This window comes from Aeoliella mucimassa, assembly GCF_007748035.1.
Lineage (GTDB): Bacteria > Planctomycetota > Planctomycetia > Pirellulales > Lacipirellulaceae > Aeoliella > Aeoliella mucimassa.
This window is the reverse complement of the sequence record NZ_CP036278.1, coordinates 3,949,567-3,971,935: the sequence shown is the minus strand read 5'-3', so window position 1 is coordinate 3,971,935 and position 22,369 is coordinate 3,949,567. Positions and strand designations below refer to the sequence as shown.

16 protein-coding genes and 2 tRNA genes are annotated in these 22,369 nt (G+C 55.5%); 9 read left to right on the top strand and 9 right to left on the bottom strand.

Translation table 11 applies throughout. The annotated features are described in order from the left end of the window. Positions 1-172 precede the first annotated feature (172 nt). Positions 173-2,401: a CRISPR-associated helicase Cas3' gene (cas3, locus tag Pan181_RS15445; protein WP_145247882.1), complete on the bottom strand. Its 2,229-nt coding sequence runs from the start codon at positions 2,399-2,401 to the stop codon at positions 173-175. A 1,541-nt stretch (positions 2,402-3,942) separates the two neighbouring features. Here cas3 and Pan181_RS15440 point away from each other — a divergent pair. The 3 genes from Pan181_RS15440 (at position 3,943) to Pan181_RS27055 (ending at position 8,653) form a co-directional block, all read left to right on the top strand. After that, on the top strand, positions 3,943-4,464 hold the full coding sequence (locus tag Pan181_RS15440) for a hypothetical protein (RefSeq protein ID WP_145247880.1): 522 nt from the start codon (positions 3,943-3,945) through the stop codon (positions 4,462-4,464). Between the two features lie 531 nt (positions 4,465-4,995). Beyond that, positions 4,996-7,242, top strand: coding sequence for a DUF3987 domain-containing protein (locus Pan181_RS15435; RefSeq protein WP_145247878.1), 2,247 nt, complete (start codon positions 4,996-4,998; stop codon positions 7,240-7,242). 148 nt (positions 7,243-7,390) lie between these two features. Then, positions 7,391-8,653, top strand: coding sequence for a tyrosine-type recombinase/integrase (locus tag Pan181_RS27055; RefSeq protein WP_197529288.1), 1,263 nt, complete (start codon positions 7,391-7,393; stop codon positions 8,651-8,653). Here Pan181_RS27055 and Pan181_RS15430 read toward each other — a convergent pair. Continuing rightward, a tRNA-Met gene (locus tag Pan181_RS15430) sits at positions 8,613-8,686 on the bottom strand. The two genes, Pan181_RS27055 and Pan181_RS15430, sit on opposite strands and share 41 nt — an antisense overlap. Before the next feature lie 244 nt (positions 8,687-8,930). Between Pan181_RS15430 and Pan181_RS15425 the strand changes: the two genes are divergently transcribed. Then, positions 8,931-9,003: transfer RNA gene (locus Pan181_RS15425), tRNA-Lys, on the top strand. A gap of 6 nt (positions 9,004-9,009) precedes the next feature. On the opposite strand, the gene Pan181_RS15420 is transcribed toward Pan181_RS15425, so the two are convergent. From Pan181_RS15420 to Pan181_RS15395, 6 genes are all read right to left on the bottom strand, one after another. After that, complete coding sequence (locus Pan181_RS15420; protein ID WP_145247876.1) at positions 9,010-9,909, bottom strand: tyrosine-type recombinase/integrase; 900 nt, start codon at positions 9,907-9,909, stop codon at positions 9,010-9,012. A 13-nt stretch (positions 9,910-9,922) separates the two neighbouring features. Further along, on the bottom strand, positions 9,923-13,009 hold the full coding sequence (locus Pan181_RS15415; protein ID WP_145247874.1) for an efflux RND transporter permease subunit: 3,087 nt from the start codon (positions 13,007-13,009) through the stop codon (positions 9,923-9,925). A gap of 4 nt (positions 13,010-13,013) precedes the next feature. Beyond that, positions 13,014-14,459 carry an efflux RND transporter periplasmic adaptor subunit gene (locus tag Pan181_RS15410; RefSeq protein WP_145247872.1) on the bottom strand — a complete coding sequence of 482 codons (1,446 nt, stop codon included), beginning with the start codon at positions 14,457-14,459 and terminating at the stop codon, positions 13,014-13,016. Between the two features lie 180 nt (positions 14,460-14,639). Then, positions 14,640-15,023, bottom strand: a complete 384-nt coding sequence (locus Pan181_RS15405; RefSeq protein ID WP_145247870.1) for a hypothetical protein — start codon at positions 15,021-15,023, stop codon at positions 14,640-14,642. Positions 15,024-15,691: 668 nt separating this feature from the next. Next, the gene (locus tag Pan181_RS15400; RefSeq protein ID WP_145244957.1) at positions 15,692-16,339 is read right to left on the bottom strand and encodes an IS630 family transposase; all 648 of its coding nucleotides are present in this window, start codon (positions 16,337-16,339) and stop codon (positions 15,692-15,694) included. Beyond that, entirely contained in the window at positions 16,327-16,791 is a 465-nt protein-coding gene (locus Pan181_RS15395) for a helix-turn-helix domain-containing protein (protein ID WP_145244956.1), read from the bottom strand. Before Pan181_RS15395 ends, Pan181_RS15400 begins: the two co-directional genes overlap by 13 nt. Before the next feature lie 187 nt (positions 16,792-16,978). Between Pan181_RS15395 and Pan181_RS15390 the strand changes: the two genes are divergently transcribed. Continuing rightward, a complete protein-coding gene (locus tag Pan181_RS15390; RefSeq protein ID WP_145247868.1) occupies positions 16,979-17,614 on the top strand; it encodes a PEP-CTERM sorting domain-containing protein in 636 nt (211 codons plus the stop codon). A gap of 96 nt (positions 17,615-17,710) precedes the next feature. Here the strand turns inward: Pan181_RS15390 and Pan181_RS15385 are convergent, their stop codons facing one another. Beyond that, positions 17,711-18,007, bottom strand: coding sequence for a hypothetical protein (locus Pan181_RS15385; RefSeq protein ID WP_145247867.1), 297 nt, complete (start codon positions 18,005-18,007; stop codon positions 17,711-17,713). A 948-nt stretch (positions 18,008-18,955) separates the two neighbouring features. Here Pan181_RS15385 and Pan181_RS15380 point away from each other — a divergent pair. From Pan181_RS15380 to Pan181_RS15370, 4 genes are all read left to right on the top strand, one after another. Beyond that, on the top strand, positions 18,956-19,471 hold the full coding sequence (locus Pan181_RS15380; protein ID WP_145247865.1) for a sigma-70 family RNA polymerase sigma factor: 516 nt from the start codon (positions 18,956-18,958) through the stop codon (positions 19,469-19,471). 14 nt (positions 19,472-19,485) lie between these two features. Continuing rightward, positions 19,486-19,662 carry a hypothetical protein gene (locus Pan181_RS26170; protein WP_197528395.1) on the top strand — a complete coding sequence of 59 codons (177 nt, stop codon included), beginning with the start codon at positions 19,486-19,488 and terminating at the stop codon, positions 19,660-19,662. Further along, the gene (locus Pan181_RS15375; RefSeq protein WP_145247863.1) at positions 19,647-21,350 is read left to right on the top strand and encodes a LamG-like jellyroll fold domain-containing protein; all 1,704 of its coding nucleotides are present in this window, start codon (positions 19,647-19,649) and stop codon (positions 21,348-21,350) included. The genes Pan181_RS26170 and Pan181_RS15375 overlap by 16 nt, the downstream gene beginning before the upstream one ends. Positions 21,351-21,508: 158 nt before the next feature. After that, positions 21,509-22,261: a PEP-CTERM sorting domain-containing protein gene (locus Pan181_RS15370; protein WP_145247861.1), complete on the top strand. Its 753-nt coding sequence runs from the start codon at positions 21,509-21,511 to the stop codon at positions 22,259-22,261. The last annotated feature ends 108 nt before the right edge of the window (positions 22,262-22,369 follow it).

The window sequence follows — 22,369 nt, the reverse complement described above, 5'->3', positions numbered from 1 at the left end:
CAGTGGTGCTGGTGGGTTCAATACAGTTGCTCGCAGATAAATTGTCTTTCTTGCGTCAGTATCGCCCCACTTGGGGGTGCGGATTGAAACCTGTTTGTAAGGACACTGTGCCTAATGAGTGTTTGCGGGCGGACCAGCAATGGTCCGTCCGCGATTTTATATTTTTTCTCACTCATGCAATCGTCGCCTCCGGGTCGCGGTAACCAGGGCGGTCGACTCTGAGACCGAGCCTGGACGAGTAAAGGGATTCGTTGGTCAGGATGCTATAGCCCGATTCCAATAGTTCAATGTCGCCTGCCTGCTCGAGCGCGGCGTAGACGTGCTCGCGGACTCCCACGGTGTAGCGTTGCAGTTGCCGCAGAAGGAACCGCGAGGGGGATTCCTGTCGCATTTGTTCGATAAGCCCTTTGCCTTCCGCATGAGGCACGAACAGGGTGGTGGTGTTGTCTTCGATCAACTGGAACCGCTGGTCCGCTTCGCGGAAGTCGTAGGCAAGCTGCCCCCGCTCTTCAGGGAAGCACTCCATAACCCGTTTATCATCCCACCGCGACTCAATTGGTTGTCCCTGCCCATGGTTCCAGTAGTGCAGCTCGAAATACCGCCGGACCGCCTCGGGGTCGAGCAGGTCGTCGTAGTCGATGGCGACTTCACTGGCCGTGGCGGCGGTGGCGGCGAGCAGGCCACGGGGCTGGGGACGCTCGGGATCGAACACGTAGACGCGGCCCAGCGAGGGAAGCTCGCCATGCCGATTGCAGCGGCCAGCCGCCTGGGCAATGGAGTCCAACCCCGCCATCGCGCGGTACACGACCGGAAAACTCAGATCGACTCCTGCCTCGATGAGCTGCGTGCTTACCACCCGACAAGGTTGCCCCATTTGCAATCGCGAGCGTATCTGTTGGATGCAATCGCTACGATGCTGTGCACACATGTTGGTGCTCAGGTGGAACAGCCCGTCGTCTTCACCTGCAGAAGTGTGCAGGCTATTGAACAAGTCTGCTGCATAGCCACGCGTGTTGACGATCGTCAGCCATGATGGCTCGCTGGCCAGTCGGGCGACGAGTTGCTCGTCGGACAGCGTGCCACACCGCTCGACTTCCACGCGTTTCATGGCGGCGGCCAGCTTTTGAGGCTCGGGCATGATCTCGCGGACGCCAGTCAACCCAATGTCAAAGCCCTCGCGGTGGTCGAGCGCGGGCTGCGTCGCCGTGCAGAGCACCACCGAGCAGCTATAGTCGGCTACCAGCTCACGCAACAACGCCAGACAGGGCTTCAGCAGCCCGACTGGAAGTGTTTGGGCTTCGTCTAAGATGATCACGCTGCCAGCCACACGGTGCAGCTTGCGGCAAGGCGAGGTCCGCGAAGCCATGAGAGACTCGAGCAATTGCACATTCGTCGTCACCACCAGCGGGGAGTCCCAATTTTCGACCGCCAGCCGGTTCTGTCGAGTCTCCTTGTGCGGGTCGACATTCGTGTGGTGCTCAACCAGGGCCGACTCGCCAAGCGACTGGAACACCTGGCGATACTGATCGGCGGTTTGTTCGATGATACTGGTATACGGAATCGCCACAATGACGCGACGCTTATCGAATTGTTTGGCGTGGTCCAGTGCAAAAGCCAACGAGGAGAGCGTTTTGCCTCCGCCAGTTGGTACTGAGAGCGAAAATAACCCCGGCGGCAGCGATGACGCGCAACGGCACGCCTGCAATACCTGCTGACGCTGGCTTTGCACAAATGAAGGCCCGGCCTTGTTGGAAAGCTTGTACAGAAACTCATCGAGCAACGGTTTAAGCGAGGCAATCGGCACCGTAGTCCGCAGGGCTGCACGCTGACCGTCGCAGAAGGATTCGGTCGCCAGTCGGTCGGCATCCACCAAGCAGGAGAAGAGCATCCGAGTGAACAACGCCAGTTGAAACGCCCCGCGTTTACCATCGCCATGGCTCAGGGTGAGAGGAGGAGACTCAAGTAATGGCGGCGTTAACAACTCTGATGCAGCGAACGCTTGCCATGGCTCTACATCCTTGATAAGTCGCTCAGTCAGCTTTACGGAATCAGCAAGCCCCGCGTGATGGCCTGCAACGACATAGGCCAATAGTCGTCCAAAACGCTGAACGCTTATGTGTGCATACTGAGCCCCCGCAGTGGAATGATCGACACGTCCTGATGCATGTTCAAGGTGAGCTTCTTCTCCTTGATCTGTGCGAAGGTAGCACTGAAATGCATCTGAATACTTGCCTAGGTCATGCCACTTCCCAACTAGAGCCCCCCATTCCCTAGCACCGATATATGATGCAAAGTTGGACGCCAGTTTAGAAACGTTGTTCAGATGAACTGAGAGTATCTCCCATTCTTCTTCAGGTCGACCTGGCAGTGAATGAGCATATCTGACGTCACTTCTTGGCATGGCCCCACCCCAAATCCGAGCATTGACCTACGTTATCACAATAAGACCACCAATATCAAGCCTAAGCCCTATAGCTTGTGCTAATAGGCTTACAAGGAATGTGGGCTATTTGAGTTAGTGTATCCAATTGATAATCTGTTCATTGAACCGTGGCGGAAAGTTTTGAACTAGATTGACCCTGTTGTTCTAGGGGGGGATTGCGATGCCTCTAATCATATCGTTGCTTTATCCCAACCATATCGGACATAGGCAAAGACTGTTATTGGCAATACTTCCGCTGCTCCCTTAGTTGCTCTTCTGTCGCCTCGATTGGTACAAGTTCCGTATATGCTTTCTTTAGTTTGGCCAGCCCAATACCTTACCACCCGCTGTAATAGTATCACTTGGACAACGCTTGGCTGCTGTAGTCGAGGCTGAGACGGAGCCCATGCTGTAAGGGAATCAATCAAGCGGGCCGCGTACTCGCTGATTACTGTCATCTTGGGATTTACTCCAGATTTCGGCGAAGTCGTACGTCTAGGGACGTCTGCATAGCAGAGATACTGACATAGGCTGCAGTCAAATACGACGGCACATGCAGGCGGACTGGAAGTGAGCTGGCTCTTTGGGGAGCAGCTAGAGTTCTTGCAGCCCGTGTGGCTCGCTAGATAGGTCATCTGCAAGGCTGACGAGCAGTATAGCGAAGCAAATTTATGGGTTTTGGGTGGGTAAACAAGAATGCAACAAACACTTCGCTGGCATTTCCTGGATTGCTTCTGTCTGCCACTACTGGCAGCTTATAGCGTGAAACTAAGGATGGAGCAAGCTTTAGCGTGTTGCGTCGAACAGTAGAGCTGCGGCAATGCTGAAAAGCTAATGGTAAGGCTGGAGGAGCGGAAGAAATCGCGGACTGAATGGGCAGACGTTCAAGGCGAAGTTCAGTAGAATAGCTGGGGAAGTGAAGCAGTCGCTTCAGGGGGGCCAATGAAGTAGTTCAACCCTGTTCAATCTGGACAGGCTGGAATCACTGCTAACTAGGCTGTACCAGAGGGAAGTTCAACTGGGTTGCAAACCAGTTGGACCATCGGCTTGGGGCGAAGCAGGCTTTTCTTTGCCTTTTAGCTTGCACAGCCCCAACCGGCCCTCGAATCAAAGGCAAAAACATAATGGAGCCAACCACGCCATTGTCGTGCGTGTTTTGTGGTCGTCCTCTCGACGATGACGATATAGAGCATGAGCATGGAGCATGCCTTTATTGTCGTTCACCGAAGGGGAAGGTCGCTGATCTGCAGATTGCCATTTGCGCTTCCGGAGACAATCCAGAACGGATTAAGGATTGGCAAGTGTTGCGGTACTTGCTGCGTAAGCGGTTCGGCGAAGATCGAACTGACTTTGATCTGTGGGAAAGATGCACAGGCTGGCTACAAGTAGAAGGTCAGTGGAGACCAAATCAATATCTTGCATGGCCACTAAACTACCTGCAAGTGATTCTCCGGTATGGTATTGCGCGAGGTAGTGGAACTTTAGTAGGAGCTCACAGACAGCAGCAAAGTGAAACCGGTATGAGCAACTTCATTCAGCAAGTTCTTGCTGACAAAAACACAGTCGAGTTGTCACCTCGCGAACTGGCGATGTTTGAAACCCATTTGCTGCAGTCGGATACCTTGGTAATACCTGAGGGGCACAAGCAAGCGATCGGCGAATCTGAACAGGACCCTAATCCGAGTAATCTATCGCTGATACGCAACTTCGACAACAAACTTGAACTGCCAAACTCAGCTGCGGATGAAACTGTGCCAATGAGCCCGCAACCACTTGACGCCCTGGCGGCAAAGGAGGAGTGGGACCGTAGCATCGATTTCCAGCCTGGCTTCCTTGGTGGCGTTGAACTTGCAGAATCACTGGGGATAGCCCCAGAGCGACGGCAAGCATTTCTGCAAAAGCTGATGCGATGGAGAGTCAGCCTGGGAGATGGATCCTGGCACGAAGTCAGGGATCCTCGACCGAATAGCCCTCGCTATCTTTACCGCGCGGACTCGCCCAAGATTCTTGAATTAGCGGCTGCCTACAGAAAGGCAAAGTAGCATTGATTTTTGTTGATCCGTTGTTAATTCGATACTTTTTCATGCTATTTACGGCCGAAAAATGCTGAATTCTGCGGTTCAACATATGATTGTCCATCGTTAATTGGCAACGCATGTTCTCTCCACTCCCTGATACTTCTCTGTGTGCGAGCCACCGGGAACCATCGCGTGATGGTCGGTCGCTAGCGACTTATGGAGTATATGGTAATGCCTCCAGAACCGATTGAATCCTTATCACTACGACCCCGCGAAGCGGCGAGGGCACTCGGGATATCTCCCAGAACGTTATGGGGACTCACCGCCCCTCGTGGACCGATTCCTTGCCTCCGCATTGGCGATGGCAAGCGAAAAACTGTACTGTACCCGGTAGCCGAGCTGCAGGCATGGTTAACTCAGGAAACCAGGATAGCTAAAGGGGGAAAGATGTCTCCCGTTGAGCTTCTGTTGAGTAAGCTTTTAGACTCTAAGAGATCAGGTAATGCGTGGTCTGCACGCTGCCCAGCGCACGAAGACCGGCGAGCGAGTCTTTCGGTGGGCGAAGGAGAAGACGGACGTGCTCTTGTAAGATGCCACGCCGGCTGCGACGTCGAGGCCATTTGTTCCGCGGTCGGCCTGCGTGTCGTGGACTTAATGCCCAAGATTTGTGAACCACACAATCCCAGCAAGGTAAAGAACAACGCCAAGCCACGCATCGTCGCGAAGTATAGCTATCGAGATGAAGCTGGCAAATTACTCTTTCAAGCCCTGAGATACGAGCCAAAGGACTTTCGGCAACGACGACCAGCTGGTAGGGGAAGATGGGAATGGAGTGTTAAAGGGGTACGTGTCGTTCCTTACAATCTACCCGATCTAATTGCCAAGTCTTCAAAGGCAGTTATGGTGGTAGAGGGAGAGAAGGATGTTGACAATCTTGCCCGATTGGGAGTGTTAGCTACCTGTAATTCAGGCGGAGCGGGAAAATGGACAGGGGAACATGCCAAGTTCCTCGCCGGAAGAAAAGTCGTCGTGCTTCCCGACAATGATGAACATGGCCAAAACCACGCACAGCAAGTTGCTCAATCTCTTCAGAGTATCGCGCAGTCGGTTCGAGTTGTTAATTTACCTGGTTTGCAACCAAAAGGTGACGTCAGTGACTGGATAGCGGCCGGGGGTACACGAGAGGAATTGAAGCGGTTGGCTGAAGCCACACCGTTGTGGACGCTTGAAGCACAACCTTGGCCGGAAATCCAACCTTTTGACGTACTTTATCTACCTGAATTCCCGACTGCTATGCTGCCCGAAGTCTTAAGAAACTGGGTAGAAGCTGAGTCTCACGCTACTCAAACACCTGCAGATCTGGCGGCTCTCTTGGCCCTTTCGGTTTGTGCTGTTGGAATCGCTCGGCGAGTGGTAGTGGAGCCGCGACCGGGCTGGCGTGAGCCTGTCAATCTATTTACGGCAGTATTGCTTGAACCTGGCAATCGCAAGTCTGCTGTTTTCTCCGATGCAATCAAACCTTTGCGTGACGTAGAAACAGAGCTAATAGAGGCTAGCATGCCAGAGGTAGCCCGTATGCAATCTGCGAGACGTCAGGATGAAGCCAGGCTCAGGAAGCTAGAGAAGGTATCTGCTGAAAAGGGGGATATTTTGGCTAGGGAAGAGGCAGGGGATTTATCCGTGGGCCTTGCTAATCTTCCCGAGCCGGTTCTACCCCGGTTACTTGTCGATGATGCGACAGCTGAAAAACTTGGAATAATGCTAGCTGAACAAGGCGGACGCATAGCCAGCATGTCCCCCGAAGGAGGAGTGTTCGACCTTATTGCTGGTCTCTATTCCAAAAGTGGTATGCCTCAGTTCGGTGTATACCTGATGGGGCACTCAGGTGATGACCTAATTACAGATCGTGTCAGCCGCAAGAGCGTTTCGGTAGAAAGGCCTGCGTTGACTTGTGCATATGCGATTCAGCCGGCGGTTATTGAGGGGCTGGCAGATAATACGGCATTTCGTGGAAGAGGCCTCTTGGCCCGTTTTCTGTATGCGGCTCCGCGAAGCTGGATCGGTCAGCGAGAAATCGCACCTGCACCGGTATCAGATGTTATACGAGAAGCGTACCGGCAAACTGTTCGTCGATTACTTTCAACCGAGGGAGAAATCACACTGGAACTTGATTCACACGCAGACGCACATTTCCAGGGGTGGGAAGCTGAGATCGAGGAAATGCTAGGCGATGGTGGTTTAATGGAAACCACCAGAGATTGGGGCGCAAAATTGGCCGGCGCAACACTGCGCATTGCAGTTGTACTTCATTGTGTCGAGCATGGTCTTGAAGGACAAATAGAGATGCCGACCATAGTTGCAGCTATAGAGATAGCCGATTACCTAGTTCCCCATGCTGAAGCCGTGCTGACCCTGATGTGTGCCGGAGTGAGTAATGATAACGATGGTTCGCAATATGTTCTACGATGGATAGAGCGACATGGTCTAAGTCACTTCACCAAGCGAGATGCACAACAACACGGTAAGCGGAAATTTCCCAGAGCCGAGGATATTGACCCTGCACTAAAGACACTTGTCTTGCGAGGCTACATCCGCGAACGGCCGATCGAAAAAAAGGGCCCCGGGCGACCGCCGTCGCCAGTATTTGATGTGAACCCACTCGCCTTCGTTGATGCGAAACCCAAAGGCTGCTCGTTTAATTCTCAAAACTCTTTCAACTCTTCAGAGACCAGCGATACTGAGGATAATGAGAACGCTCCTGAGCATATATTAAACAAAAATGGGATGGAGGTGACGATGTGATCAGTACGCGAGGGACTCTTGCTAGCCTACTTAACGATTGTAACACAAGTGATATGGCAGGTGATGATAGAAGTACTTAACTCTCCGAGGCAATGAATTCTTTCATATCTCACCCAGGGACAACCTCTAGAACACGGGGAATTACTACATGGCCAGTATCGAGTATCGTGCACGTTCAACGCGAGTGGTCGCCTACGTCAATAAAGAAAAGAAGACGTTTGCACTGGGGGAAGTTTCAAAGAAGGCTGCAGTGCGGTTCGCAAATAATATAGATACGCTTCTCCACGAGCGGCGCTGTAACCTCCCACTCAGTCGAGACGTCTCAAATTGGCTGGCTGACTGGGACGACGCATTGTTCGAGTTGCTAGCCGAGGAAGGACTTGTTGAGCCGAGAGTGAAAGCAGGGGCTCTGGCATCCTATATCGACAGTTACATCGTTGGGCGATCTGATGTAACCGAGCGCCGCTTAGGGAAGTTCAGGAACGCTAGAGCCAGGTTGATTGAGTTCTTCGGTGATGTGAAAGTTGAAGTTGTAACACCTGGCAGTGCCGATGATTACGCAAGATGGCTGTTAACTCGACTCGCTCCAGCTACGGCGCAAAAAGAGTGCCAAATAGCGGCCCAATTCTTTCGTCATGCGTTCCGCCAAGGCCTCATCGAAAGAAATCCCTTTGATGGTGTGACTGTTGGTAAAGCCACGAATAACGAACGCAGGGTTTTTCTCTCGCGTGACGTAATCGGGCGTGTTTTGGAAAAGTGCCCAAACTGGCAATGGCGACTTGTTCTCTCTCTGGCAAGGTATGGGGGGTTGAGATGTTCATCCGAAATCGCCTTACTAAAGTGGTGTGACATTCACTGGGATGCAGATCGGTTCACGATCACCAGTCCAAAGACGAGGCGGTATGGTAAAGAAACACGTGTCGTTCCGATCTTTCCGGAACTTCGGCCATTTCTTGATGACGCTTATTTCAGTGAGGATGCTGACAAGACTTGGGTCGTTCCAATGTTAGGAGGTAAGGCAGACAAAAATCTTGGAACGACCTTCAGAAAGATCATTCGTCGTGCTGGTACCGAACCGTGGCCCAAGCCCTTCCAGAACTGCCGCTCCAGCCGGCAGACTGAGCTGGAACAGATCTATCCGACATATGTGGTTTGTGCCTGGTTGGGAAACACGCCTACCATCGCTCACAAACACTATCTGATTGTAACCGATGGCCACTTCAAGATGGCAGTCGAAGCTGGGGATAAACTGGGGACGCGAACGCCCGTGTCAACCCGTCACGACTCGCAAAAGAGATTGCAGTCAGTTCATTCCGTTCGGGAAAACACGAGTTTCTCGGAAGTGGTGGGTATTATGGAAAATACCCAAGTAGCGGAGGAGGGATTCGAACCCCCGACACGCGGATTATGATTCCGCTGCTCTAACCGACTGAGCTACTCCGCCAGATGGCTGTTAAACCTCGCAAGATGACGCATCGAGGCATTTCTGTCAACCCGGTGCTAGCCATCCATTAGGACACCAGTTTGCGAGAAAAAGTTCACGCAATGAACCATACATCGGCTCCGCGGGTCCTTGAGATTAACCTGCAGCCGCATTACCAAAAGTGCCGAATAATACAGTCTCGAGCGGGCACTTTTCCTGCAGCTCATTATCTATATAATACTGGATTACCCAATCGGATACCCATGCTCCCTTAGCTCAATCGGCAGAGCAACTGACTCTTAATCAGTAGGTTGTAGGTTCGATTCCTACAGGGAGCACTTGTTTTAAGTGGTTTTTTGTTCTTCGGCAGTCTCTTTGTCTGCGTTGGTACCTAAAGTGGTACCTCGAACGTCCCATAGTTCCGCCGCTGCCACCTGTGCCGACTGTTGGACGTAATAGGTCATAGTGGTTTCGATGCTCGAATGTCGCATCAGGTCCTTTAGAGCCGCTGGCATGACAAGCTTGCTCCACCGCGAGCCGAACGCTCGCCGCAGGTCGTGAGCCGTTGCGGTCTTCTTCTTCGCGGGATCGGTTACCACGCCAGCAGCCTTGCCGATTTTCGATATGGTTTTACCTATCTTGAGTGCATGCCGAGCCATCGGGGTGCCGTTCCTCCGCTGTGGGTTGAACACAAAGCCTGCCTTGCGTTGCAAAGGCTCCAGCAGCTCTACCGCCTCCGGTGCCAGTGGCACATGCTGCACCCGTCCAGACTTCTGCGAGCCAGCATCGAACGCCAGCACGCTTTGCTTGCCATTCAGCACCACGCATAGTCCATCTGGGGTATAGTCCCACCGCAGGTTGACGCACTCGCTCAGCCGCAATCCGCTGGTCCAGAGTCCACGCAACAATAGCTTCCACGACTCTGCAGCATTTTCACCAACCACCCCCGCAGTGGCTTCAATCATCCGCTCGAACTCTTCAAGGGTAATCGGTCGTCCCTTCATTCTCTGAGCCCCGCTCGCCTTGCGTGGCATGTCGAACTTCGGCACCTTGGGAAGTAACTCCTGGTTGTGTGCCCAGCGTGCTACCGCTTTCAGGTGTCGCAGGTGGGAAGTAACGGTTGCTTCCGATACCTTGCGTTCTTCGGTGTCGCCGTCCTTCAACTCGACGGTCTTCGGCTTCCGCAACTCCGCCGCGAACGCCGATACCCTGCCGGTGTTCAGGTCGGCGATGGTAACAATCAAAAGCAGGTCTCTTCTAACTCAAGGCTTTCGCTTCGGGGTGCACTTGGCGAGGTGCAAACCACGGGTACACGGCCGGTATCACAACGCAAGTGAGCAACGAACTGGTGATCAGTCCACCGATAACCACGGTTGCCAGGGGGCGTTGAATTTCAGCGCCGTCGCTGTGCGAGAGAGCCATTGGCAGGAACCCCAAACTTGCTACCATCGCGGTCATCAGCACCGGGCGGAATCGGCTGTTGGCCGCAAGGCCAGAAGCTTCTTTGGCCGGCACTCCTTCCTTTCGCCGTCGCTCCGCGTCGCTGGTCCACACCAGTCCATTGAGCACAGCGACACCAAACAACGCGATGAATCCAACGCCGGCAGCGATACTGAACGGCATCTCACGCATGGCCAGCGCGAAGATGCCGCCGCTAGCAGCGAACGGAACACAGAGGAAGATCAACGAGGCCAGTTGGGCGGAACCAAAACTCGCATGCAGCAGCATGAAGATCAGCAGCAGCACGATCGGTGTGATCAACAGCAATCGCCGGCTCGCTGATTGCAGGTTCTCGAAGTCGCCGCCCCAGTCCAACTCATAGTTGGGGGGCAAGGTGATGTTTTTATCGATACGCTGCTGTGCCTCGTTGACAAAGCTTGCTACGTCGCGTCCCCGCACGTTGGCCGAGACGAACGTGCGACGCCGGCCATTGTCGTGCTCGACGGTAGGAGGTGTCTCTTCGAGACGAATCTCGGCCAACTCGCCTAGCGGCACGGGTTTACCACCCGCTTTGGCGACCGGGAGTTGAGCCAGCAACTCGGTTTCTTCACGCCAGGCTTCCGGCAAGCGAACGCGAATCGGATAACGCGCCCGTCCGTCGAGTAGTTGACCAACATCGCGTCCTCCGATGGCCGCGACCACGTCCATCACTTCGGCCGCGTCCACGCCATAGCGGGCCAGGGCTTCGCGGCGTGGTTCGATGGTAAGCGTAGCAAGAGTCGACTGGATGTCGGCCTTCACGTCGGCGGCGCCTTCGATGCCGCGCAATTCGGACTCGATTTCCTTGGACAGACTGGCCAGCTTTGCGAGATCGTCGCCGTAGAGCAGGATAGCGACATCTGCCTTGACCCCGGCGACGAGTTCGTCGACTCGCATTTCGATGGGCTGGGTGAAACCAAAAGCAACGCCCGGAACGGTTTCGTTAAGCACCAGTTCCATCTCTTCGATTAACTCATCACGGGACTTCTCCATGGGCCACTCTTCAGGACGTTTGAGCATCACCCACACATCGGTTTGATGAACACCCATCACATCGTTGGCAATCTCAGGACGCCCCGTTTTGCAGAACACGGTTTTTACTTCGGGCAGCGTGAGCAGACTTGTTTCAATCAGCTCGGCCATTTGTTCGGCCCCTTCGAGCGAGGCAGTGGGCAAGCGGATCGCCTCGACCAGCAAGTCGCCTTCGTTCAAGCGAGGCATGAACTCCGCGCCTAGATTCAGGGCCACTGGCACGCTGGCTGCCAGGATGGCCAACGCGGCCACAACGGTTATTACCGGTTTAGCGACTGCCAGGCGGACCGTAGGCAGGTAGATCTTCTTCAGCATGCGTATCGGCCACAGCTCGTGATCCTTCACTTCTTTGGGCAGCGAGAGTGAAGCCAAGGCTGGCATCAACGTGAGCGAAAGAATCAGCGAACCAAACAACGCGAACAGCACGGTCATCGCCATGGGGCGAAATAGTTTGCCCTCGGTCCCTTCGAGCATCAGCACTGGCACGTACACCACGGCGATGATTAACTCACCGAACATGGTGGGGCCGCGAACTTCGATGGCCGCGTCGCGAATCACCGCCAGACGGCTTCGGACGTTCCCGCCGGAGAGTCGGCGAACGCAGTTTTCGACCATGATGACCGACGAGTCGACAACCAGGCCAAAATCGATGGCTCCCAAACTCATCAAGCTGGCGGAAACGCCAAGGGCCAGCATCAGGTTCGACGCGAACAGCATCGACAGGGGAATGGCCAGCGCGACGATCAAACCCGCCCGCAGGCTACCGAGAGTCACGAGCAACACGATGGCTACCAGCGCGCCCCCCTCGGCCAGGTTCTTGAGTACCGTGTGCAGAGTTCTGCCGATCAAGTCTTCGCGATCGTAGATGATGTCGATTTCGACATCGGCCGGCAGCGTATCCTGCACCGCAGCGATTCGCTCCTTCACCCGCGACACGACGGTCCGCGAGTTCTCGCCGATTCGCATCATCACCATCCCGGTGACTGCCTCGCCACGGCCGTCGCGACTCACCGCGCCCTGGCGGGCCATAGGGGCGATCACCACTTCGGCGACGTCGCCCAGTAGCAGCGGCGAGCCATTCACCGCGCGGGTGATCACAATGTTGCGGATGTCGTCTTCGCTCTTTAACAACGCTTCGCCGCGGATGAAGCGTTGTTCGTCGTGATGCACGACATAGCCACCGCCGGCGCTGGCGTTACTGGCTTCCACCCGCGAGTAGATCTCCTCCAGCGTCAAATCGTAGGCGTTCAGTAGGTCGGGATCGGCGCGGATTTCATACGTCTTGTAGAACCCGCCCATCGAGTTGACTTCCGTCACTCCGTCCACCTCGCGTAGTCGCGGTGAGATGTCCCAGTCGAGCAGGCTGCGGAGTTCCATCGGCGAGCGACTATCGCTGCGGAGTTCGAATTGCAGAATCTCTCCCAGGGCGGTGGTCATGGGACCGAGTTCTGGCGGGCCGTATTGCGAGGGAATCTGGGTGGACGCCTGCTGCAGTCGCTGGCTGACCTGTTGGGTGGCAAAGTAGATGTCGGTTCCTTCGTTGAAAACGATCGTAATCACCGACAGGCCGAACTTCGAAACGCTTCGCACTTCGTCCACTTCGGCCAGGCCGCCCATCGCCCATTCCACGGGATAGGTGACTTGCCGTTCAACCTCCACCGGTGGTAGCGACCCGGCGCTGGTGATGATGGTGACCTGCGTGTTTGTCAGGTCGGGCACGGCGTCGATCGGTAGCTTGAGCGCGCTCCGCACTCCGGCACCGGCCACCAGCAACGTGGCCACGATCACGAGGAAACGATTCCGTAGTGAAAATTCAATGAGTTTCGTTAACATCGACTTATTCCTCCCCCGCGAGCAGTAACTCGCTTTTTAGGAAGAATGCTCCCGAGGCGACGATCTCGTCTCCTGCCGAAAGCGGCGAAACAATCTCCACCAGGTTGTCGAAGCGACGTCCGATGGTCACTCCCACCGGTTTGAACTCGTCGCCAGCCGGCACAAACACGGTTGGCTGGCCATCCATATCCACCACCGCTTCGCTGGGCGCGACCAAGGCCTCGACCTTCGGCGACGTGGGCGCCTCGATGCGGGCGAACAGCCCGGGACGAAGCTTTCCTTCTGGATTCTCGATCGCTGCTACCAGCGGTGCCGCACCCGAGGTGGGATCGACCTCGCGTCCGATATACACCACGTGAGCTTCCCAGTGAGTTTCTCCGGTAGCCGGCGTGGTGACCCACACTGGGTCTCCCTCACTCACTACCAGAGCCCCCCAGTCGCCGCCGCGGATGTCGGCCTCGACCCATAGTTTTGTGGTATCGGCGATGACAAACAGTTCCTCGCCGGTGGCAACACGCTCGGTGGCCGAGAACTGTCGGCGTTCGATCGTACCGTCGATGGGCGACTTTACTTCCAGAAGGGTGATGTCCTCGGTGGAAGGCACGAGATCAATCTCTGCAGTGCCAGCAGCAGGTAAACCCAATAACGTCTTTAGTTCGTTTCGGGCGACTTCGACTTGACGCTGGGCCTCATCGAGTTCCGACTTGGCGACGTCGCGAGCCAGTTGGGCTTCGAACTTTGCCTGCTCGGCTGCTGCTTCCAGGGCGGCCACCGATTGTTCTGCCTCTGCTCGGCGTTCGCTGACCACTCGCCCCGTAAGTACCGCAGCCCCCCCGGCATCCATGGCCGATTGGGCAAGCTGTTCTGCCAGCAACATGCGACTATAAGCATTCAACAGCGTCGCTCGGTTGTCGCCGACCAGATGGTCGGTCAGTTGACCTTTAATCTGTTCGACTGGTGTGCGTTCATCGACTAACGCGAGTAGTTTCTCTGTCCCTTCGGCAACTCTTGCTTTCCATTCAAACTCTCGTTGAACTAATTCAAGTTGCGACAAACGCATCAACAGTTCACTACGCGCGGAGCCGATCGCTGGGCAGCGTACGAACGCAATTGGTTGACCCACCTGCACGCTCGCGCCCGGCTGGACGAGGACGGATTCGATCACCCCTGCAGCGGCCGCTACCACGGCAACATGCTTGTTGGCGTCGTATACCAGGCGTCCTGGTAAGGTGCGTGTGGTTTGCAGTTCGCGGTGTTCGAGGGGGCGCAGTTCGATGCCGGCTGCTTGCCTTTCAGCAGCATGTAGATGCAGACCCGTTGGTTGGGATAACTCGGCGAGGTTGTGATTCGAGTCATCCAGCCCCGCAGGCTCTCGCCAATGAAACGCATACAAGTAAATCAGCGCTGCAACAACGCAGGCAGCTCCCGTTAGAATCCAAAACTTCTTCATTCTGATAGCCTTATGAACTTGAATTCTCTGCCATGCACGCTGCTGTTTCAGCAGTTGATGCCGATGGATATTGGAGAGAATGGTCGCGCTAGCGCACTCGGAAAGAGTGCATCCGAAAGCAGTAAAGAGGACGTTCGTCGACCGCCTTCAGAGCGATTGGCGAAACGTCAGCGCGCAAAATCACAGCCGCATCACTTGCAGCATCGTTAGAGAATGGTCCAGGCAGGGACTCAAGCAGAAAGCAACTAGCCGGTCGGCGCCGGTAGCTGGTTCTAATGCAAGGCAAGGAAGAGTGGTCGCAATCGTCCATAGCGAATGAGCATGTTGGCAATCCAACACGGACGATTGACCACTGGTGATCATCGCCATCTGTTGATGGCAATCCGCCTCGTCTTCGCAGGGGGTATCACTCGGAATTTCGACGCCAACTTGCTTGCTGAGCGAGACCATCGCTTGATACCAGGTATTCTGCTCCAGGCAGCCACAGGGGCACGCACCCACCAAGTGGAGTACGGCCACGGCAAGTAGCAGGCGAAGAATATGGATGGTACGTGAGCTCAACATGGAAGTGAAATTACCGTAATCAATAGCAACTCACAATAGTTTCGAACCGCAATTATGCTTCGGCAATATGCAGAATGCTACCTGATAAATGCATGGTGGTTGCCAAGAATTTCCGCGGACGATGGCCGACGGCTATCGCTCCGTCCCGATGGATCAGCGCCAGAAAACCACAGGAAATGGGCTATGGTCACCACAAATTGGATGGTCGAGGGAGCGACTAACTCCACTGCTGGCAATCCATCGTGCACCTGTTCGCTAGCTGTTGTGTGGCGTCCAGTAGGTGGAAAGCACTGGGGGTTGCCTCGCGGATTCGCTTGCATGATTCAAGTTTTGCATGGGAATCATCGCTCCTAAAGAAAGGACAGCGGTCATGTGCACTTTTGTCGCTCGCGCAAGAGCCGCCGCGCCCTGGAGCGGACCCACCTGTTCAGGGGATTTTTCTTTCCGATTTTTCGGGCTTCCGCTGGCATTGCTGGATGGATATTCCTATGATGATGAGTGAAACCGCAGCTTTCGGGATGCCGAAAATCCGGCGAGCTGCTTGAACTGCTGATAGCCGACTACTCCTGGGGGGGAATGCCGTGGATGAGATTCGCGCGGTGCTGTGTGTCGTTTGTGACGAAGAGTTCTTGGCGGGGAGCAAGGCTACTAGTACGTCGTCCCGGAAGTCATTTCCTATAGAGTTCAGGGAAGACGCGTTTGGCGTCTTTTCGATGGAAGGTCCAATTGATTTTGATTTTCTTCCGATTGCGGTCGCGTGAACAGTGGGAGAGTTCGCTTTGAACCTTGTCGAGCGAAGCCAACCGACGTCCCAGGCATTGTCGCTGTATGGCCGAGATTTCGATCTCGGCCATGTTGAGCCAACTGGCATGCTTGGGGGTAAAATGCCACACAATCCGCTCCAGCATTGGCCGAGCCGCCTCCTCGCCAAAGGTTTCGATCAACGACTTCTCGTTGTGCGTGTTGAGGTTGTCCATCACCAGATGAACCCGCTCTGCGTCGGGATAGCGCTTCAAGAGGTCGCGGACGAACCGGGCGAAGTCGGCTCGCTTGCGGTGACGCTTGGCCTGAACGAATCGCTTGCCCGCCTTCGGCTCGACCGCCACGAACACGCTGCAGGTTCCGCAGCGGCGGTACTCGTAGTCCTGCTTCGCGATCTTGCCGGGTGCCGCGGGCTCGGGCGGCCGCGCGTCGTCGACCCTCTGATAGGGCTGCTCGTCGAGGCAGACGACCGGCTCGTTCGGGTCGAGCGGCTTCTCGTACTGCTCGAGGACGTCCTCCATCCGCTCACAGAACTCGTCGTTCAGCTTGGGCACGCACCAAGTTTTTTTCGCCACGGCTTCAGGTCGTGTTCCTTGAGCCACAGCGAGACCTCCGTCACGCTGAGCGAATCGACGAAGCCTTCCTTCACCGCGTGCTCGCACAACAATTCCAGCGTCCAGCGAGCCCGTCCCTCGGGCGGCTCGCTGCACGCCAGGGCGATTACCTGTTGCTGCTGCCGCTTGGTGAACTCTGGGGGGCGGCCCGAGCGAGGCGCATCGTACACCGCCCGCTGGACGCCCTCTTCGCAGAACCGCTTTCGGACGGCTCGGACGTTGCGCGTCGTGCAGCCCACATGCTCGGCGATCTCTTCGTCGGTGCATCCCGAGTCCGATTTCAATAATATCTGGCAGCGACGCACCACTTGCGCCGCGCGGGCGCCTGAGCGTGCTAGCTGCTCCAAACCTCCACGGGCCTGGTGGTCCAGGCAAACAATGTGCTTTTTCATTCCGCAGCATATAGCAGCGGAATGGATTTCAGGAAAGACGTACTAGCTTGCTTCAGTGCGACGTTCATGGGGATGAACTCTTGGTTGCACCTCGTGGAAGTTAGTTAGAGATGCGTGTGCGTTTGCGTGTGTGCTGATTTCGGACCAACTTCCAATTCAAATCAATCGAGGATATGGGGATAGAACGATGCAGGTTATACGAGCATGTTGTGTAGCGGTTGCCATCATCGGCTTAGCCGCTAATACCGAAGCGAGCCTTCAACTCAAGGCTCCCACTTGGAATGGGGCTGGCAGCGCCATTACCGCAAATGATGCATTTACGGTTGGCGTCATCGATGACGGAATACCTCCGTCCAACACCGATGACTACATCAACAATCTCATCACGCTGACGACCATTGCCCCTGGCAACGTGATCCTCGTTGGCGATGTTGATGATTTCGACGACGATCAAAGCTACTATCGAAGTGCGAACACTTTCAGCAGTCTCCCTGCCGCAGTCCAGCAGTTGGTACGCACTACAGGGAGTGCCAATCAAACCGTTTCCCAGAGATACGAGTACATCACTGGCAAGTATGGGAACGAAGCCATCATTGTTTGGCGTCTGGATGCTGATGATTGGGCCGCTGCTGAGAACGGCAACGGAGGCTATGACTTTGTGTTGCCTGCCGAGTTCTTAACAAGTTCAAATGGCGGAGGGCTCTCTCACATTCGTGGTTTCAACAGGATCGCTAATGACACCATCCCCGAACCGGCGACCATGCTGGTTTGGACGGGACTTGGCCTGGTTGGGGCTGTCGTGGCTTACCGCCGTAAACGATAGCACCTCACTGCTTTCTGGATTCGATGTCTCAATACCAAAAGGTCCGTGGTTCGCCACGGACCTTTTTTATGCTTGGTCTTAAAGTCGCCAGCTCCGCTACCGCGTTTGTTCAGCCCGCTGCAACGTGGTAGCGACTCGCGATCTCCTGCTTTGGTACCAGGTGAGCACCGCAATCCAGAACATCGCGTGCATCAGCACTCCCGAGGCGAGCTTCAGCAGGTACATCGGGTACCCAGCCGATGGTAATGAGAGTGTCGTGGTGAGCAGGTGCAGCGGGGCGAGCAAGAAGCAGTAGATCTCGAATTCGGGACTTCCCTCTCCGAATAGTTCCCCGAATCGGCCATAGCGCGCCCAAGCGGCGAAGCTCACCAGCAGCCACGTGCATGCTCCCATCGCGAGCCCCTTTCCCCACGCAACGCGCCAGCGCCGTTTCTCTGGCTGGGTACCTGACGTCGATGGGGATTGGTAGGGATTTGCCATTCGCTCGATTCTAATGCATGTTGCCCATCCATGTTCTGTCTAACTCCTGGTTCAGAAAATCTAGCGAGCGTGGTCGCCTTGGAAATGCACTGAAAGTGGCCGAAGTTCGCAAGTTTTTGCTGGGAAATGGCCACTGAGGGTGATCTAATGAACATGTGTGTGTTATCTGTTGTTCGTGGTCAGTCGTTCGTTGTTGGAGAATGGAATGAGCTAGCAGTGTGAGTGTTTTATTGAATGCCAGTATCGACGCGCAGGCGAATGGTTGCCCGCGTGGCCGTTCGCTGCTGCGCGGTTGTTAAAGCTGTAGGCTTTAGGCTGTAAGCAGTAGGCTGGAAGCTTCCCTCGGCATGACATTCCGCATTCAGAACTCCCAACCCCCAACTTCCAACCAAAATAGTTTCCCATGGGTGGGAATCTATTTTGGGCAACTATCGCGGAGGTGTTGATGTAACTCTCTATTGGTAAACGACTTGCGATTGTTTCCCCGCTCGAAAATAGATTCCCACTCGATGCGTTTTTGGGAATGGGAATCTATTCGCAGCCGAAAAGCACTGGTTTTGTAGAGTGCGTGAAGATTCAATTTTCCCATCGGTGGGAAAATTGGGAATCTATCGCGAGCATCGCTTGGTTGGGGGAGGATTTGGCATCGCTGGAAGCTTGCCGAGTCTTCCTCGCTTGCACTGCTAACCAGTCGAGTCATAAACCGGATAGAATTCGGAAAAATGTCCGTTAGATCGCACCTGGCTGCGCCGTCTTCTAGAGAAGCCTACCCGTCGAGGCGGGGGGATCTAACGCAAGTCTCATTCGTAGTCTCTCCAGAGTCACAGTTTGCTAGTGTCTCATCCAAGGAATCCTCGCTCCATGTTGCAAAGAGACGAAGAATTTGTGACCTGCTTGATCGAGATGCAGCCTCGCTTGTATGGGTACATCCTGTCGCTCGTGGCCAACTGCGAAGATGCGGACGATCTGGTGCAGCGAACTAACGTCGTGTTGCTACGCAAACAGTCGCAATTTCAGACAGGCACCGACTTTTGGGCGTGGGCCAAGCAGGTCGCTCAGTTCGAGGTTCGAGGATTCCGCAAGGAGCTCGCCCGGAACCGGGTGATTTTGAGCGATGAGCTGGTCGCCCAGCTAACGCAGGAAGAGAGCGAGTTTGTCCGCGAACCCGACGCGGCCAAGGCCGATTTGCGAAAGTGCTTGGGCAATCTCTCGCGGGCGCGTCGTGAGTTGCTCGAGCGCCGCTACAGTGGAACCGCCGTGGCCAACTTGGCCAAGGAGGTAGGGCGTACCGCGGCTGCACTGTCGCAGGAGCTTTATCGCATGCGTGCGGATTTGGCCAAGTGCATTCGGTATCGCTTGTCGCAAGATCGTACGTGAGAAAGGACGCCGAGATGGACAAGCCGAACGGGCCCAAACAGCAATTGCAGGCTTTGTTGATCGACCTGCTCGGCAGCGGACTCCGCCCCGACCAGGTGGCAGAACTCAACGAACTGCTGCTGGAGCATCGCGAGTTGCGGCAGTTCTATAGCGACTATCTCGCCACGCACAGCTGTTGCGACACGAGCTGAGTGGACGGAGTCTGCCGGAGTCGATTGCTGATGAAATCGCACTCGACCTGGAAGAGCCGGAAGAGATCGAAGGCAAACTCGATGGTCGCCTGGCGGGCATCGCCGACCTGCTGGAGGAAGATCAGGAGATCGAAGCAAGAAAACGAGCGGAGCAACGGCGCCGCGATGCCGAAGTAGCAATGGCTGAAGAGGAACGTCGCCGGCGCATGGAGAAAATCGCGAAGCGTCGCGTCAACCGCCGGCCCGAGCCGATTGAGATTCCGCGAAGCCTGGCCTATGCAGTAGCGGCGGCTTTGGTGATCGCGGCTTACCTCGGCGTCTCGCAGTTCATGGCGAATCAAGAGTCGCCTGTAAATCCTGGGCCTGTCGCCGAAGAGTCGGCAGTGCCAGCACCGACATACCTGGCGTGGATCACCGACTCGGTCGACGCGAAGTGGGAGATACCTGATGCCATGTTGCCAGTTGGCGATCCGCTTCCGGAAGGTCCATTGAAGCTCTCCGCAGGAGTCGTGGAGCTTGAGACGCAAAGTGGTGCACAACTAGTGGTGGAAGCCCCCGCCAGGTTTCGGGTGATGAGTGGAGATCGGTTGCGGTTCGATTCCGGGCGAGTCGTGGGGCGGATGCCTTACGCCGAGGCGAATCTTACCATCGAAACCCTCGGTGGAACCGTGCGGGACTTGGGCACCGAGTTTGGTGTGGTTTGCGACGTACGCGATCAAGCATTGTCGGTCCACGTGTTTGAAGGTGAGATTGAGTTAACCAGCTCAGGCGAGCAGTCCTCCGATGCAGACGAGCTACACGCCTCGAACTTAATCGCAGGCGACTCCGCAGAGTGCAGTAGCCGTGGCGGGGTGCAGCTGATCGACAACCTGAATGAAGAACGCTTTGTCCGCAGTGTCGCGGAAACGGCAAAAATCCACTATCCCAACGGCCCATATCCCGATCGGTTCCCGCCGGTGACCGACGACTTGGTGCTGTGGCTCGCGGCCGATGGCATCGTGGGCAAAGACCAAGACGATCGCGTGTGGGCGTGGGGCGATTTGCGAGTCGGCGACAACTCGATGGCCGACGACGCCTGGCAGCCAGAACAAGCTAAACAACCGCTTTGGATTGCCGATGCCATTGGTGGTAAGCCCGCGCTGCGATTCGACGGCAAAACAACGGAGATGGCGACCAATCCCTTCACCACCGCCGACAACCAAAGCGTGTTTGTGGTGACTCAAATCGATTTCGTCAAAGCCCAGCCGTTAGCAAAAGCCAGCACGCAGTTTGGATTGCATCTGTTGAACTATCATGGGCCGCCACACATCGTGCTGGAGTGCACCGAGAACCAAACGCTTCGGGGGCGAGTGTTTTCAGGCTCGGGGGATGGTAACGGGGTGGATGTTGCCGCTGAGAGCCGTGTATTTATGGGAAGTGCTGCGGTGGTGCTAGCGTATGTGTACGACCATAGCCAAGGGGAAGCACGGATGTACCAAAATGGAGAGTTGGTCAGTACCGGCGAAGCCTCGGTGTCGGTTGGGATTCGATCGTCCAAGACAATTGGATGCCATTACAACTCGAAGGCTTATTTTGTCGGCGACATTGCCGAGATTGCCATCTACAACACCGCACTCAGCGACAGCGACACACGTGATGTGGCCGTTTACTTAGGCAAAAAATACGCGGTGGATGTGCTGACTCCGTGAAACCCTAGGTATCAGGTAACCCAATAAGAATAATTTTACAGATTGTGCGTTGAATCCGTCGCGTTCGCGCCGTTTATGAGTGCGCAGATGCACGTCTTGTCAGTGGGGCCTGCTTTTCATCTTTGATTTTCAGCTATTTGCAACTGAGGAGTCGACCAATGAACTTGAGAAAGATCAGTTACTTCGTGCTTGGCCTGATGTTCCTGGTAAGCAGCGAGCCGGCGAACGCCGGAAAAATCCTGTTTACTTCCGACTTCGATGGCAACTCTGGAGCCGCGGTGCTGCCTGATAACACCGACAACACGACCGGAAGCAGCACGGTAACGATCAACGATTGGTCACTCGACTCGACGGTGTCCACTATATCGGACCTCACAGCCATCAGCACTGGCGACAGCGGAACCCTCGGCGGCTTTGCTCAACTCGGCGGTGGAGATCGTCCCTACGCAAACCCTGACAATCTGTATCTTTCTCGCAATCACAACACCGACTCCGACCGCAGCACCTCGCAGCGCGGCTACAGCCTGGATTTCACGCTGGATTCCGATCAAGAGCTGATCGAACTCACCGTAGTGTCTGGGCATACGAACAACACAGCATTGCAGGATCAAGCGTTTGCGTCGGATCTCGTGTTCGAACTCTCCGGCGGATCCTTGGCTAGCTCGATTACCGGAGTGTCGACGGAAGACTATGGCACACTGCCCGATTACCACGAGGTGACGTTCGACCTGTCGGGCGTGGCCTTGGGGGCCGGCACTTATACGCTGGATGTCTATCAAACCAACATGCCCGGCGGTGGTGCCTACGCCATGTACAACGGCATCACCCTCGAAGCAGTCCCCGAGCCTGGAACGCTGTGCTTGGCAGTGGGACTCGTGGTCTGCGGCATTGGGCTCGTAAAGCGTCGGTAGCAGGAGCTGCCACGCGATGGATGAATCATGGCGCGGACGCTCGATGGAGAGTCCGCGGCCGAAGCTTCGATTCGACGGAGAGTGCAGGGTAGGTATCCTGCGCAGCTT

Excerpts from the sequence above, each read along its gene's own strand:
- cas3 (WP_145247882.1), bottom strand. The coding sequence starts at position 2,401 with ATGCCAAGAAGTGACGTCAGATATGCTCATTCACTGCCAGGTCGACCT.
- Pan181_RS15380 (WP_145247865.1), top strand. The coding sequence starts at position 18,956 with ATGTTGCAAAGAGACGAAGAATTTGTGACCTGCTTGATCGAGATGCAG.
- Pan181_RS15410 (WP_145247872.1), bottom strand. The coding sequence starts at position 14,459 with ATGAAGAAGTTTTGGATTCTAACGGGAGCTGCCTGCGTTGTTGCAGCG.
- Pan181_RS27055 (WP_197529288.1), top strand. The coding sequence starts at position 7,391 with ATGGCCAGTATCGAGTATCGTGCACGTTCAACGCGAGTGGTCGCCTAC.
- Pan181_RS15370 (WP_145247861.1), top strand. The coding sequence starts at position 21,509 with ATGAACTTGAGAAAGATCAGTTACTTCGTGCTTGGCCTGATGTTCCTG.
- Pan181_RS15390 (WP_145247868.1), top strand. The coding sequence starts at position 16,979 with ATGCAGGTTATACGAGCATGTTGTGTAGCGGTTGCCATCATCGGCTTA.
- Pan181_RS15395 (WP_145244956.1), bottom strand. The coding sequence starts at position 16,791 with ATGAAAAAGCACATTGTTTGCCTGGACCACCAGGCCCGTGGAGGTTTG.
- Pan181_RS15385 (WP_145247867.1), bottom strand. The coding sequence starts at position 18,007 with ATGGGAGCATGCACGTGGCTGCTGGTGAGCTTCGCCGCTTGGGCGCGC.
- Pan181_RS15415 (WP_145247874.1), bottom strand. The coding sequence starts at position 13,009 with ATGTTAACGAAACTCATTGAATTTTCACTACGGAATCGTTTCCTCGTG.
- Pan181_RS15405 (WP_145247870.1), bottom strand. The coding sequence starts at position 15,023 with ATGTTGAGCTCACGTACCATCCATATTCTTCGCCTGCTACTTGCCGTG.
- Pan181_RS15440 (WP_145247880.1), top strand. The coding sequence starts at position 3,943 with ATGAGCAACTTCATTCAGCAAGTTCTTGCTGACAAAAACACAGTCGAG.
- Pan181_RS26170 (WP_197528395.1), top strand. The coding sequence starts at position 19,486 with ATGGACAAGCCGAACGGGCCCAAACAGCAATTGCAGGCTTTGTTGATC.